Annotated in this window: 11 protein-coding genes; 3 read left to right on the forward strand and 8 right to left on the reverse strand. The window is 72.8% G+C overall.

Annotation, left to right across the window (positions count from 1 at the left end; genetic code table 11):
• Positions 1–76: 76 nt before the first annotated feature.
• Positions 77–1,327: an SAV2148 family HEPN domain-containing protein gene (locus ACLF6P_RS07305; protein WP_415949011.1), complete on the reverse strand. Its 1,251-nt coding sequence runs from the start codon at positions 1,325–1,327 to the stop codon at positions 77–79.
• Positions 1,328–1,573: 246 nt separating this feature from the next.
• Positions 1,574–2,974: an MFS transporter gene (locus tag ACLF6P_RS07310; protein ID WP_415949012.1), complete on the reverse strand. Its 1,401-nt coding sequence runs from the start codon at positions 2,972–2,974 to the stop codon at positions 1,574–1,576.
• Between the two features lie 202 nt (positions 2,975–3,176).
• On the opposite strand from ACLF6P_RS07310, the gene ACLF6P_RS07315 reads away from it, so the two are divergent.
• Positions 3,177–4,490 carry a M14 family zinc carboxypeptidase gene (locus tag ACLF6P_RS07315; protein ID WP_415949013.1) on the forward strand — a complete coding sequence of 438 codons (1,314 nt, stop codon included), beginning with the start codon at positions 3,177–3,179 and terminating at the stop codon, positions 4,488–4,490.
• Positions 4,491–4,613: 123 nt separating this feature from the next.
• On the opposite strand, the gene ACLF6P_RS07320 is transcribed toward ACLF6P_RS07315, so the two are convergent.
• Both ACLF6P_RS07320 and ACLF6P_RS07325 read right to left on the reverse strand, forming a co-directional pair.
• Positions 4,614–5,207: an SSI family serine proteinase inhibitor gene (locus ACLF6P_RS07320; protein WP_415949014.1), complete on the reverse strand. Its 594-nt coding sequence runs from the start codon at positions 5,205–5,207 to the stop codon at positions 4,614–4,616.
• Positions 5,208–5,383: 176 nt separating this feature from the next.
• A complete protein-coding gene (locus ACLF6P_RS07325) occupies positions 5,384–5,980 on the reverse strand; it encodes an FHA domain-containing protein (RefSeq protein WP_415949015.1) in 597 nt (198 codons plus the stop codon).
• A 201-nt stretch (positions 5,981–6,181) separates the two neighbouring features.
• Between ACLF6P_RS07325 and treZ the strand changes: the two genes are divergently transcribed.
• Positions 6,182–8,011, forward strand: a complete 1,830-nt coding sequence (gene treZ / locus ACLF6P_RS07330) for a malto-oligosyltrehalose trehalohydrolase (protein WP_415949016.1) — start codon at positions 6,182–6,184, stop codon at positions 8,009–8,011.
• On the opposite strand, the gene ACLF6P_RS07335 is transcribed toward treZ, so the two are convergent.
• From ACLF6P_RS07335 to ACLF6P_RS07345, 3 genes are all read right to left on the reverse strand, one after another.
• Positions 7,971–8,438 (reverse strand): hypothetical protein, encoded by a 468-nt coding sequence (locus ACLF6P_RS07335; RefSeq protein WP_415949017.1) that lies wholly within the window; start codon positions 8,436–8,438, stop codon positions 7,971–7,973. The genes treZ and ACLF6P_RS07335 overlap by 41 nt on opposite strands.
• A 275-nt stretch (positions 8,439–8,713) precedes the next feature.
• Positions 8,714–9,838, reverse strand: coding sequence for a M24 family metallopeptidase (locus ACLF6P_RS07340; RefSeq protein ID WP_415949018.1), 1,125 nt, complete (start codon positions 9,836–9,838; stop codon positions 8,714–8,716).
• 103 nt (positions 9,839–9,941) lie between these two features.
• The gene (locus tag ACLF6P_RS07345) at positions 9,942–10,613 is read right to left on the reverse strand and encodes a PDZ domain-containing protein (protein ID WP_415949019.1); all 672 of its coding nucleotides are present in this window, start codon (positions 10,611–10,613) and stop codon (positions 9,942–9,944) included.
• Between the two features lie 455 nt (positions 10,614–11,068).
• On the opposite strand from ACLF6P_RS07345, the gene ACLF6P_RS07350 reads away from it, so the two are divergent.
• On the forward strand, positions 11,069–12,109 hold the full coding sequence (locus ACLF6P_RS07350) for a lysylphosphatidylglycerol synthase transmembrane domain-containing protein (protein ID WP_415949020.1): 1,041 nt from the start codon (positions 11,069–11,071) through the stop codon (positions 12,107–12,109).
• Positions 12,110–12,178: 69 nt separating this feature from the next.
• Here the strand turns inward: ACLF6P_RS07350 and ACLF6P_RS07355 are convergent, their stop codons facing one another.
• Positions 12,179–12,592: a Fur family transcriptional regulator gene (locus ACLF6P_RS07355; RefSeq protein ID WP_415949021.1), complete on the reverse strand. Its 414-nt coding sequence runs from the start codon at positions 12,590–12,592 to the stop codon at positions 12,179–12,181.
• Positions 12,593–12,712: the final 120 nt, after the last annotated feature.

Genomic DNA, 12,712 nt, shown 5'->3' on the forward strand with positions numbered 1-12,712 from the left:
CGGTTCCCCCATGTGCTGCACAGGTTGTCATGCGGCACTGACAACGGGGTTTCCACGGGCGGGGGCCCGGCCCCGGTCACGACACCGGCCGTGAATCCCCCCACACCGACTCGAACTCCTCGCGGTACGTCTCGAACAGCCCGTGCTCGCCCAGGTCCGCCTCGTCGGGGCGGACGACTCTGTTGCCCTTGCGGAGGACCAGGACCGGGGCCTCCATGCCGCGCAGGCGGCGGAGGTAGGACTGGACGACCGCGATGCCGTCCTGGCCGTCGCCGTCCACCAGATAGGCGGTGAAGCGGGGGGTCTCGTCGAAGACGTGGATCTCGAAGGCACCGGGGTCGCGCAGGCGCGAGCGGACCCGTCGCATGTGCAAGATGTTCATCTCGACGGAGCGGCTCAACTCGCCTCGCTTGAGTCCCAGTTCCCGCTCGCGCCGCTTCACTGCGCTGCTGGCCGGGTTGAGGAAGAGCAGCCGTACGCGGCCGCCCGCCTCCGCGAGGCGCAGCAGGCGGCGGCCGGAGAAGTTCTGGACCAGGAGGTTCAGGCCGATGCCGATCGCGTCGAGCCGGCGCGCCCCGCCGAAGAGGTCCTCCGCGGGGAACTGGCGAAGGAGCCGCACCCGGTCCGGGTGCACGCCGACCACGTCCGCGTACCGGTCGCCGACGATGTCCTCCACCGCGTCCACCGGCAGCCGGCGCGCCGAGGGGACCTCCGCGTCGCCGCCGAGTATCTCCAGGAGCCGGGACGAGGCCCGTTCGGCCTGTGCGAGGACCGGCGAGGACAGGGCCCGGTTGCGGGAGACCACGTTCCGGGTGACCTCCAGCTCGTCCAGGGCCAGTTCGAGGTCGCGCCGGTCGTCGAAGTACGGTTCGAAACACGGCCAGTGCTGCACCATCAGCTCGCGCAGCTGCGGCAGGGTGAGGAAGCTCAGCACGTTGTCGTCGGCCGGGTCGAGCAGATAGCCCTTGCGGCGGCTCACCTCCCGTACGGCGACGGCTCGCTGCACCCATTCCTGTCCGGCGGGCCCGGCGGCGGCCACCACCCAGTCCTCGCCGTGCACGGGTTCGTAGACGGGCCGGAGCACGGCTGCCACGACGGCGCGCAGCCGCTGCTCCACGAGGTTCAGCCAGATGTAGGCGCGTCCGGCCCGCTGGGCGCGGGTGCGCACTTCGCGCCAGGCGTCCGCGCCCCAGTTCAGTTCGGGGCCTATCTGGGAATGTGTGTCCACAGGGCGCGCCAGGGACACCGCTGAGGGCGGGGTGTCAGTGGAGCCGCCCTCCTCGCGACCCGAGTCGCCTGGGGGCAGCTCAAGACCTCCCGAGCTCACCCGTGCACCGCCTTCCGCTCCCCCTGGTCCGCCGCCGGGTCGGCGTCGCGGACTCAGGGGCGAGCAACGCCCTTACCCCGTTCACGATCAAGGAAGGGTACTCCGCGAGCGGCCGACGGTGCAGCAGGATGGACAGGCTGCTTTCCCAACTCCGTTGTACGGGCTGTTCGTTCCGGCGGCCGGGGCGCCCGGGCGTGAGCGGTTTCATAGCGGCCGCGGCCCGCAGGGACGGCGGAAACCGCTGTCTCACGGGGCCGAGGCGGTCTGCTGGAGGGCGGGTTCCGGTTCCCGTACGACAGGCGTACGAGGCCTGCGTACCGCAAGTGAGGCGAGGAAGGCGCACGCGGCGGCCGCGCTGCCGATCGCGAAGGCCACCTGGGCGCCGTGCGCCTCGGCGAGCCGCCCCGCGACGGCCAGCATGACGGCCTGGCCGCCGGTGAACGCACTGACGGCGAACGTCATGCCCTCGGCCAGCCGCTCCTCGGGCACGGCGCGTTCGGTGAGGGCGAAGCCGGTGATGAGGTTCGGTGCGTAGACCGCGCCGAAGACCGTGACCACGAGGTAGAGGCCGGCCAGGCTGCCGGTCCAGATCAGCGGCAGCGAGAGCAGGGCGGCGGCCGCGGTCGCGAGCCGCCAGCGCAGCCGCAGCCCGAAGCGCGCGGGCAGCGCCGCCATCGCCAGGCCGACGGCGGCGCTCATCACGCCCATCGCCGCGTACACCAGACCGGCCTGGCCCGGCTGCCCCAGCTCCCGGGTGAGCGCGGTGATACCTGCGCCGCAAGCACCGAGGAGGAAGCCGAGGAGGACCAGGCCGGTGCGGACGATGTACACCGAGGGCGGCATCCGTCGCTTCGAAAGGGCGGGCGTCCGCTGCCGGTTGCGCGCGCCGCCGGTGCCCGCTTCCCGTACGGCTCCCGTATCCCGTACGGCACTGACATCCCGTACGGCACTCGTCTCCCGTACGGCACTCGTATCCCGTACCGCGACCGGCACTTGGCGGGCGGAGGGATGCAGCGCGAAGGCCGTCCCGCAGCCTGCGACCAGGAGGGTCGCGAGGACGAAGGCGTACGCGGGATGCCCGGCCACCGCCGCGATGCCGACGAGCGCCGGGCCGAGCACGAAGGAGAGTTCGTCCATGGTGCCCTCCAGGGAGAACGCCGTGGCCACGAGCCGGTCGCCGCCCGGACGCGCGCGGGCGAGCGCCACGACGCGGGCGCGGGCCAGCGGCCCGATCCCGGGCTGGCTCGCACCGGCGAGCGCGCCGAGCAGGATGAGCGCCCACGTGGGCAGCCGGAGCAGCGCGGCGAGCGTGAAGGCGGCGATGAGCACGGCGTTGAGCAGCGCGAAGCACAGCACGACGCGCCGCTGCCCGCGCCGGTCGGCGAGCCTCCCGAGGTACGGGCCCATGGCCACCTGCCCGAGCGCGAGCGCGCAGCCGACCGCGCCTCCGGTGCCCAGCGAGCCGCTGGTCTCGGCGACGAGCAGCACGCTGCCCATCTGGATGGTCGCGGTGGGGAGTCGCCCCAGGAAGGAGACGGCCGGGAGCAGTGCCCCGGTCAGCCCGATCACCTGGCGATAGGCACCAATCGTGTTCTGTGAGGTCCTGGTCCTGCTCCTGGTCCCGGTCCTGTTCCCCTGCGTCGTCACCGTTCGACGCTAGCCAGCTCAGGGGTGGCGAACGCATGGGGTGTTGGCACGAAGCCGCGGGCCCGGGTCCGTAGGTTCGCATGGCTGCGCGCCGTCGCACGCACCAGCAGTGGACCCGCGGTAACCCCACCCGCTCCGGCCACCTTGACACCGGGGGCGGCACATGGGGTACTGCGTGCACGCCAGAGGGGACCATACGGGGGTGAGTCACCTGACGGAGCAGCATTACCCGGGTGTGAAGGAACTCGTCCTTTCGGCACGGGTGTTGGCGGCCGAGCTGCCCTGGCTGTGCCGGCTGCGGCAGGTCGGCACCTCGCGTGCCGGGCGGCCGCTGCAGCTGCTGTCCGTGGGACATGCCTCGCGTGCCGTGCTTGTGGTGGCTGGCGCGCACGCCAACGAGCCGGTCGGCGGGCCGACCGCGCTGCATCTGGCGCGCCGGGTCGCCGCCGACCAGCGGCTGCGCGACGGGACCTCCTGGCACTTCCTGCTCTGTGCCGATCCGGACGGGGCGAGCCTGCACCGCTCCCTCACCCCGGCCTCGCTCCTGGACTACCACCGGTACTTCTTCCGGCCGGCGGGCCCCGAGCAGCCCGAGTGGGCGCCTTCGGTGCTGCCGCCGGAGCAGTTGCCGCCCGAGGCCTCCACGCTGCTACGGCTGATCGACGAGCTGCAGCCATATCTGCAGGTCTCGCTGCACGGCACGGATCTGGGCGGTACGTGGGTGCAGTTGACGCGGCATGTACCGGGGCTCGCCGAACCGTTCGCGAAATCGGCGGCGGAGCTGCACATCCCGGTGGAGACCGGCACTTCCGATGCGGCGGGTTGGCCGGTGACCGGTCCAGGGGTGCATGTGATGCCCGGGCCGGGCTCCGATGCGCCGTTCCCCAGCCTGCCGGAGGACGTGACACGCTCCACCTGGTACCGCGCCCACCGCTACGGCGGGCTCACCGCGATCGTCGAAGTGCCCATGTGGGCGAGCGATCTCGTCGACGATTCCCGCCCGCACCCCGATCCGGGCGCCGCCCTGCGCCAGGTCTCACGGCGGCTGCGGGTGCAGGCCGGACAGGTCGAGGAGGTGCTGGCCCGGTCGGCTGCCGGGTCCACGGGTCCGTACGGGACGTGGATACGCGGCGGCGGGCACGGCGGGGATCCTCAGCCGCCACACCCCTTGGCGCCGCTGCTCAGGGCCAGCCGCTGGGCCCTCGACCTCGTCCCCGGGCTCGCGGACGACTGGCTGCAGCCGCCGCCCGCCGACGCGACCAGGACGTATGTCTCCAGCATCGACGCCTTCGGGCGGCGGCTGCCGTTGCGGGCCGCCGCGATGCTGCTGCGGATCCTCAAGGCGGCGGACGATCCCGCGGCGCCCGGCCTCGACCGCCTGGTGCGCCTCTGGTCCGAGGAGTTCGCCACGGTCTTCCGCGCCCGCTGGGTGCCGCTCGAGCATCAGGTCGAGCACCAGGCCCGCACTGTGCTGAGTGCGGCGCGTCACGCGCGGATGGACGCGGATGCGGCCTGACGGGCGGGTGCCTGGCATGGGGCGGGCGTGTGGAGGGCGGGTGCTGCGGGTGCCCGCCCCGGGTGGCTTGAGGGGGTCTCCCTTGCCTGAGGGGGTCTCCCTTGCCTGAGGGGGCGTCTCGCTCTAATCGTCGAGCTTGAAGACCTTGCCCGTCGCGGCCTCCATCGCGCACTCGTTGGGGAAGGTCCTCGCGTAGGCGACGTGGATGCCGTCCCACATCCCGTACGCGAGCGTCTTCACCGGCTGGTAGTTCATCGGGCAGAGGATCTCCTGCGGTGCGATCTTCGCGATCCGGCCCTCGGCCGCGTTGAGCGTGGCGCAGGCGGAGGCCGGGTGCGGGTGGGTGGTGCCCTCGCCGGCCGGACAGCGCACGAGCCGGGTCTCCCCCTCGCCGGGGGCGTCCTCGGCCTGCTCGACCGCCACGACCATCCAGTTGCCGCTCAGGTCGGGGACGGACGTGTCACGGCCGGTGTCATGGCCGCGCCCGGTGTCATGGCCGTGGCCCGCGGCCGGGGCGCTGCCCGCGGCGCCGACAAGGAGCGTGGCCGTGGCGGCCACCGCGAGCAGGCCCTTGAAGGCACTCACCGCCCGCGGGGTCTTCCCCGCCCGCATAGTGCCCGGCGCGCCCGGCATGCCCGGCGTGCTCGTCATGCCCGGCGTGCTCTGCGTGCTCGTCGCGGTCGTGGCCGTCGTCGCCGCCGTCGCCCAAGTGGTCATGGGGACCGTCACCGTCCTCGCTGTGGAATGCAGTTGGCGGTACGGAGTGAAGCCCGTACACCGCTGTCCAACCGCACAGAAGTCCCCGAACGCACCGGAACTCACCCGAACGGGCCGGACTCGAGCAGCCTGTCGGAGCACGCCGCGGCTCTGCGCCGGGGGCGCTCGGGGCGCTCCTACTGCGCGGCCAGCCGGAACCGCATCGAGCCGAACGCGATGTGATCGCCCTCGCGCACCACTGTCGCGCCCACCACACGGCGCCCGTTGACGGAGGTCCCGTTGGTCGAGCCGAGGTCGCGCAGCACCCAGATGCCGCCCTGGAGGACGAGCTCGGCATGGCGGCGCGAGACGGTCTCGTGGCTGAGCCGCAGGCTGCTCCCGGGGTCGCGTCCGATCCGCAGCGAGTGGGGTATCCCATGCTCGGAGCTTGTCGGAGAGCTTGAGGAAGGCCCGGGCAGCGGAAGCAGCAGCTTCGGCAGCCGTTCGGCCTCCCACGCCCGGCGCACCCTGACGGTGAAGGCCGATAGGGCGCCGACCGCGCCCGTCAGCGCGCCCAGCATCCGGCCGCCGCCCGGCCGCCGGGGCAGGTCGGCGGTGAGCCGGGCGAGTTCGTACGAGCGGCGTGCGGCGAGCGCGAGCTCCACGCGGCGTACGAAGGTGTCGTGCGAGAGCATCCCCTGGGCCGCGCCTTCGCGCAGCGCGTCGAGCGCCTTGTCGCGCTCGGCGTCCGACACCCGGTCGGGGTAGGTCGGGAACTCGAAGGAGGACGTCACGTACGCGATTGTCGACGAGTGACGCACCACTGTCCAGAAAGCCGCCGCTCCGGGGTCCTGCGGGGACCGGGACGAGCAGGCACCGCATGCGCCGGACCCGTGAAACCGCCGGTGTTCCGATCCTTTGTGCAGCACCATGGTCACCGCGGCGTACGACGGCGCAGAAACGGCGACGCATTCGACGACGAGGGGGAATCGTCCGTGCTGTTCGAGGTGTGGGCTCCTGGCGCACAGGAGGTGAGGCTGCGGCTGCGGGACGACTGGCACGCCATGGGTCCGGATCCGGCCCGTACGGGCTGGTGGGCGGCCGAGGCGGAGGCCGGGGACGGCGACCGGTACGGGTTCTCGCTGGACGGCGGGCCCGTGCTCCCCGACCCGCGCTCCCGCCGCCAGCCCGAGGGCCCGGATGCCCCGAGCGCCGTCGTCGACCCCGAGGCGTACACCTGGCGCAGCGACTGGCCCGGCCTCGGGCTGCGCGACGCGGTCCTCTACGAGCTGCACATCGGCACGTACACACCCGAGGGCACTCTCGACGCGGCCGCCGCCCGGCTCGGGCATCTGCGGCAGCTCGGGATCACGCATGTCCAGCTGATGCCGCTCTGCCCGTTCCCCGGGACCCACGGCTGGGGCTACGACGGGGTCGCACCGTGGGCGGTGCACGAGCCCTACGGCGGTCCCGAGGCGCTGAAGCGCTTTGTCGACGCGGCCCATGAGCTGGGCCTCGGTGTGGTCCTCGACGTGGTGCACAACCACCTCGGCCCCTCCGGCAACCATCTGCCCTCCTTCGGCCCGTACTTCGCCGCGGACCACCCCACCCCGTGGGGCGCGGAGGTCAACCTGGACGGAGCGGGTTCGGACGACGTCCGCGCGTACTTCCTGCAGAGCGCCCTCGCCTGGCTGCGCGACTACCGGCTCGACGGTCTGCGCCTTGACGCGGTGCACGCCCTGCACGACGACCGGGCGCTGCCCTTCCTGGAGGAACTGTCCACGGCCGTCGACGCGTTGGCCGACGAACTCGGCCGTCCGCTGTTCCTGGTCGCCGAGTCCGAGCGCTGCGACCCGCGCCTGATCACTCCGCGCCGGGAGGGCGGTCTGGGCGTGCACGCGCAGTGGAACGACGACTTCCACCACGCGCTGCACGCCGCCCTCACCGGTGAATCCCAGGGCTGCTACGCCGATTTCGCAAAGGCGCCGCTCGGCGCACTCGCCAAAACCCTCACCGGCGGCTTCTTCCACGACGGCACGTACTCCGCCTTCCACGGCCGCAGCCACGGAAGGCCACTGGACCGCACCCGCACCCCGGCCTTCCGCCTCGTCGGCTACAGCCAGACACACGACCAGATCGGCAACCGCGCGCTCGGCGACCGGCTCTCCGCCACCCTCTCCCCCGGCCTCCTCGCCTGCGCCGCCGCCCTGACGCTGACCGGACCGGGCACGCCGATGCTGTTCATGGGCGAGGAGTGGGCGGCCACGACACCCTGGCAGTACTTCACGGACCATACGGATCCTCGGCTCGCCGAAGCCGTACGCGACGGCCGCCGGGCGGAGTTCGCGCGCCTCGGCCGGGTCGAGAAGGAGATCCCCGACCCGCAGGACCCGGCGACCCGGACCCGCTCCTGCCTCGACTGGTCCGAACCTGACGGCGGCCACCACGCCCGCGTCCTTGCCTGGTACCGGGAACTGGTGGCGCTGCGCCGCAGCCAGCCCGATCTGGCGGATCCCGATCTCGCGGCGGTCCGGGTCGCGTTCGACGAGGCGGCGCAGTGGCTGGTGATGCGCCGCGGCGATCTTCGGATCGCAGTCAACCTCGGCCGACGACCCGCGCGGATCCCGCTGCAGGGCGGGTCCGCGCAGGTGCTCGCGGCCTGGGAGGCGGCCGATGCGCCGGGGCCGGACGGGGTACTGACCCTGGCGCCGGAGTCCTGCGTGCTGCTCGCACCGGACGCCGCACGGCCGCCCTTCGGTCGACGCCGGGAGACTGAGGACAACCCTAGGACTGCACGGGGACCACGCCTCTCACCGCCTCCATGAGCAGCCCCGGTGCCGTGAGCGCGCCGCTGCCGTCCGGCGGCACCAGCCAGCGCGAGCCGCCTGCGGCGACCTCGGGGTGCGGAACCTCCAGCCAGGCACCGGAGCCGATCACCCGCGCCCGGTCGCCGAAGGGCGCGCCCGCCGTGCCCGCGGGGGTGAGGAAGCCGACGCGGGTGCCGGCGGTGTCGGCGAGGACCGGGCCGGTGGCCGCGCCGCGGGCGGCCAGCCGGTCGAGCACGGACAGTCCGGCAGCGCCCGCGACGAGCACCATGTCCCAGAGCCGCCCCACCTGAAGCAGCGCCACACCCAGCGGGTCGCGCTCCCACCGGCGGACGAGCCCCGCCGGGTCGGCGGCCGCGGCGGCCAGCCACTCCACGGCGCTCAGGTCCGGCTGGGGCACGGCGAAGCTGCGGTCCTGCTGGGGCACGTCCAGGGTCCTTCCGAAGGGCGGGCAGGCAACAAGGGGAATCCTGCGCGGCCCCTCGGCGGAGCGCGACTCGTGGAGGACGGCACTGGGCTGGACGGGCACCCGGCACTCCGGGGCCCGCACGCCCGTACGTATCTCCACGCCCTCATGTACCTATGTCTGCAGGCCTACACGCCTACACACCTCTACACGTCTACGCACCTCGCACCTCTACACGTCTACGCACCTCGCACCTCGCACCTCGCACCTCGCACCTCGCACCTCGCACCTCGCACCTACTCCACGATGGCCAGTTCACGAGTGGTGGCGTTCAGCCGACGCCCGCCGTCCTCGGTGACGGTCACGATGTCCTCGATCCGTACGCCGAAGCGGCCCGGCAGGTAGATACCGGGCTCGACGGAGAAGCACATCCCGGGCACGAGCGGCTGCTCCTCGCCCTCGATCATGTACGGCGGCTCGTGCGTGGTGACGCCGATGCCGTGCCCGGTCCGGTGGATGAAGTACTCGCCGTAGCCGGCCTCGACGATCACCGCGCGTGCGGCCCGGTCCACCTCCTGGCAGGCGATTCCGGGCCGTACCACCGCACAGCCCGCCTCCTGCGCCTCGCGGACGATGTCGTGCGCCTTCTGCTCCTCGGCGGTGGGTTCGCCGACGTGGACCGTACGGGAGGTGTCGGAGCCGTAGCCGTGCTTGAGGCCGCCGAAGTCGAGGACGACCATGTCGCCGTGGTCGATGACCCGTTCGCCGGCCTCGTGGTGCGGATTCGCGCCGTTCGGGCCCGAGCCGACCACGGTGAAGTCGACCTGCTCGTGGCCGAACTGCCGCAGCAGATCCGCGAGATCACCGGCTACCTGGCTTTCCCGGCGGCCCGCGAACCGGACCTTTTTGATCTCCTCGTACGTGGCGTCGGCGGCCGCCCCCGCGGCCGCGAGCCGCTCCAGTTCGTGGGCGTCCTTGACGCCGCGCAGCATGGGCAGGGCCGTGGTCAGTGCGGCGTACGTGGTGCCGGGCAACTGGCCCTGGAGGCCAAGGAGATGCAGCGCCCAGGTGTTGTCGCTGACGCCGAAGCGGCCGTCCATGTCGAGCAGCGGCGCGGTCACGGCGTAGGGGTCCTTGCCGTCGGTCCAGTCGCGCAGGGTCAGCGCGGGCGCGCCCGCGGCCTTCTCGGCATCGGGCGCCTCGAGGGTCGGCACGACGAGCACGGGGTCCTGCCCGGCCGCGAGCACAAGCATCGTCAACCGCTCGGTCTCGGCGGGCGGCTGGTAGCCGGTGAGCCACACCATGTCCGGTCCCGGTGCGACCAGCACGCCCGCGAGACCGGCATCGGCGGCGGCCTGCGCCGCACGCTCCATCCTGGCCCTGTAGTCATCGGCGGTGAACGGCGCGGGTGCGGTGGACATCGCGTACTCCTCGTTCGGTGCGGCTACGACCTGGCCATCCTCTCCCCCGCACCCGCGGCGAGTCGAGCGGAATCCGGCCTGCCCGGCATGGGCCACGGGCGGGTCAGATGACCACTCCCGGTGTCACGGTCAGCTCCTGGCGGAGCCCGTTCGCATGCCGTACGACGATGGCGATCTCCTCGCCGGGCGGCGCCGCCACGACGGCGCGGGCCAGGTCGTGCGCCGAGGTGACGGGCTCCCCGCCGAACTCCGTCACCACATCGCCGCGGACCAGTCCCGCGCTGTGGCCCGGGCCCGGTTGGTGGACCCCGAGGAGGCGTGCCCCCGCGCCCTGGGCCGCGTCCACCGCCTCGACGCCGATCGCCGCGGGCGCCGGTCCGAGGGACTCGCCATGACTGCCCTGCGGCTCGGCCCTGGACTTCGACTCCGGATCCGAGCCCGCATCCGGATTCCGCTTCGAGTCCGGGCTGCGGCTGCCCTTCGCGTCCGGATTCCCCTTCCCGTCCGGGCCGGGCTCCGACGGCGGGTTCGCGGCACCTTCGGGCGGGGCCTGGGCCGCCTCCTGCTGCCGCAGTTCGGCGAGCTTGCTCATCCCGATCACGCCGGCCCCGACCGTGCCGAGCCCGATCCCGGTGAGCACCAGGACGAGCGCGATCACGCTCGCCCCGAGCACGGTCCTGGTCCGCCGCCCACGCCGCCGCACCGCGTGCGGACGGTGGCCCGGCGCGGGTGTGTGGCCGGGCATCGGCTTGGGTCGCAACGCTGTCTGTTCCATGGCTGGCCTCCGCGGAGTGCTCTACCCTGCGGGCCGCCGCGGAACGATTCACGAACGGGTGACAAGCCCCCCAGGGGAACGGGCGAGCGATCCCCTCCCCGCTCGCCCCCGCTTGCGCAACACACCCCACCCGACCACACCCCACCCGACCACACCCCGAGCCCGCCTCACCCCGAGCCCGCCGAACCCGGCGGGCCCGCGCCTGACCCGATTGCCCGACCGTGACTGGCAGCACCACCGGCGGGCCATGACAGTCGGAGGACGGACAGACAACGATTCACTACACAGATGAGGGCATTCCCCCACAGGACACCAATGCGTCACCAAGGATGGGAACACCTCAAAACGGGAATCCTCTCCTCGAGTCCCCACTCCGAGTCCCCACTCTGTGTCCGACCGGCCCGCTCCCGGATCCCCCCTGTGCGCGGGCACGACGCGGAAGGATGACGTGCGCCGTGTCCCCGCTCAGCCTTGAGAAAGCCCCCGCGCCCGGCCCGGCCCAGGCCCAGGCCACAACCGATCGCCTCACCCTGAGGCGACCCGCCTTCACCCGCCTCCCGCTCAGCGGACGCCGGCTGCGCCTGGTGTTCAGCGTGCTCCCCCTGCTGCTCGTCGGCACCTGGGCGGCCCTGGACTGGAACTCCGTACGCGACGGCGCCGCGCGGCTCGCCTCCGCCGATCCGTGGTGGCTGCTCGTGGGTGTGGCCTTCACCGGACTGTGCAGCATCAGCACCGCCTTCATCCGCCAGGGCGCCGTCCTGGAGAGGCTGCCACCGGGCCGCCTGCTCGCCTCGCAGGTGGCGGCGGGCGCCGCCAACCACGTACTGCCGGCCGGGCTCGGCTCGCACGCGGTCACCCTGCGCTTCCTGCAGGCCCACGGCATCCCGCTGGCCCGCGCCACCACCTCGCTCGCCCTGTATTCGCTGGTCAAGCCGGTGGCGAGGACCGCGCTCATCCTCGGCTTCCTGATCGCCCTCCCCGACACCCTGCCGGTCGGGCAGCTGCTGCCGCACGGCGAGTCCGTGCTCATCGCCGCCGGGTGCGCGGCGGCCGCGCTCCTGATCATCGTGGTGGTCCTCAGGACGGTCCGCGCCGTGCGCCGCCCGCTGCAGCGCTTCGTCTCGACCGCACTGACCGATGCCCGGCTGCTGCACGCCCGGCCGAGCCGGGCCCTCGCGCTGTGGGGCGGTGCGGCCGCGCTGCCGCTGATGCAGGGGGCGACGCTGGCCGCGGTGGGGGCCTCGCTCGGGGTCACGCTGCCCTGGACCCATCTGATCTTCGCTTATCTCGCGGCGAGCACGATGGTCGGCGCGGTGCCCGCGCCCGGCGGGATCGGCCCGGTGGACGCGGCGCTGGTGTTCACCCTGATCGCCTTCGGCACCCCCCTGGCCCTCGCCACGGCCACGGTGCTCGGCTACCGCCTGGTCAACGGCTGGCTGCCGGTCCTACCCGGAGCGCTGATCCTCTCCGCACTCGTACGGAACAAGGCGCTCTAGTACCCCGTCAGGGAACGACCCTGGGAACCGTCGCCCCGTCGCGACACCAGCCCCGGTACGGACGCGGCCTCACGCCGCGCAGGCCGGGCACACCCCGCGGTACGTGACCTCGGCCGCCTCGACGGTGAAGCCGTAGCGCTCCGTGGACGGCAGGTCCGCGAGCGGGTCGCCCTGCGGGCGGACATCGCGGATGGCGCCGCAGCCCGAGCACACCAGGTGCTGGTGCGGAGTGCGGGCATTCGGGTCATAGCGCTTGGCGCGCCCGTCCGTGGCGACCTCGATGACCTCGCCGAGTGAGACAAGCTCACCGAGTGTGTTGTAGACGGTCGCACGGGAGATCTCGGGCAGCTTCTCGGCCGCCCGCACGAGCACCTCGTCCGCGGTCAGATGCACATGCTCACCGTCGAGCACCTCCGCCACGACGCGCCGCTGCGAGGTCATCCGCCAGCCGCGGCCGCGCAGTCGCTCAAGGAGGTCGCTCATCTCGGATCACCTATTCCAGGTCGGGCGGCACAGCGGGCAGGAAGATCGCCCGGAAGCCGGCAGGACATTCACGGGCACAAGAGTTAGCGTGTTTCTTGACTTGGACTCTGTCCATTGTAG

Source organism: Streptomyces lothianensis, from assembly GCF_047779955.1.
Classification (GTDB): Bacteria; Actinomycetota; Actinomycetes; order Streptomycetales; family Streptomycetaceae; genus Streptomyces.

Coding starts and splice junctions, on each gene's coding strand:
- ACLF6P_RS07355 (WP_415949021.1), bottom strand. CDS start 12,592: ATGAGCGACCTCCTTGAGCGACTGCGCGGCCGCGGCTGGCGGATGACC.
- ACLF6P_RS07340 (WP_415949018.1), bottom strand. CDS start 9,838: ATGTCCACCGCACCCGCGCCGTTCACCGCCGATGACTACAGGGCCAGG.
- ACLF6P_RS07320 (WP_415949014.1), bottom strand. CDS start 5,207: ATGACCACTTGGGCGACGGCGGCGACGACGGCCACGACCGCGACGAGC.
- ACLF6P_RS07345 (WP_415949019.1), bottom strand. CDS start 10,613: ATGGAACAGACAGCGTTGCGACCCAAGCCGATGCCCGGCCACACACCC.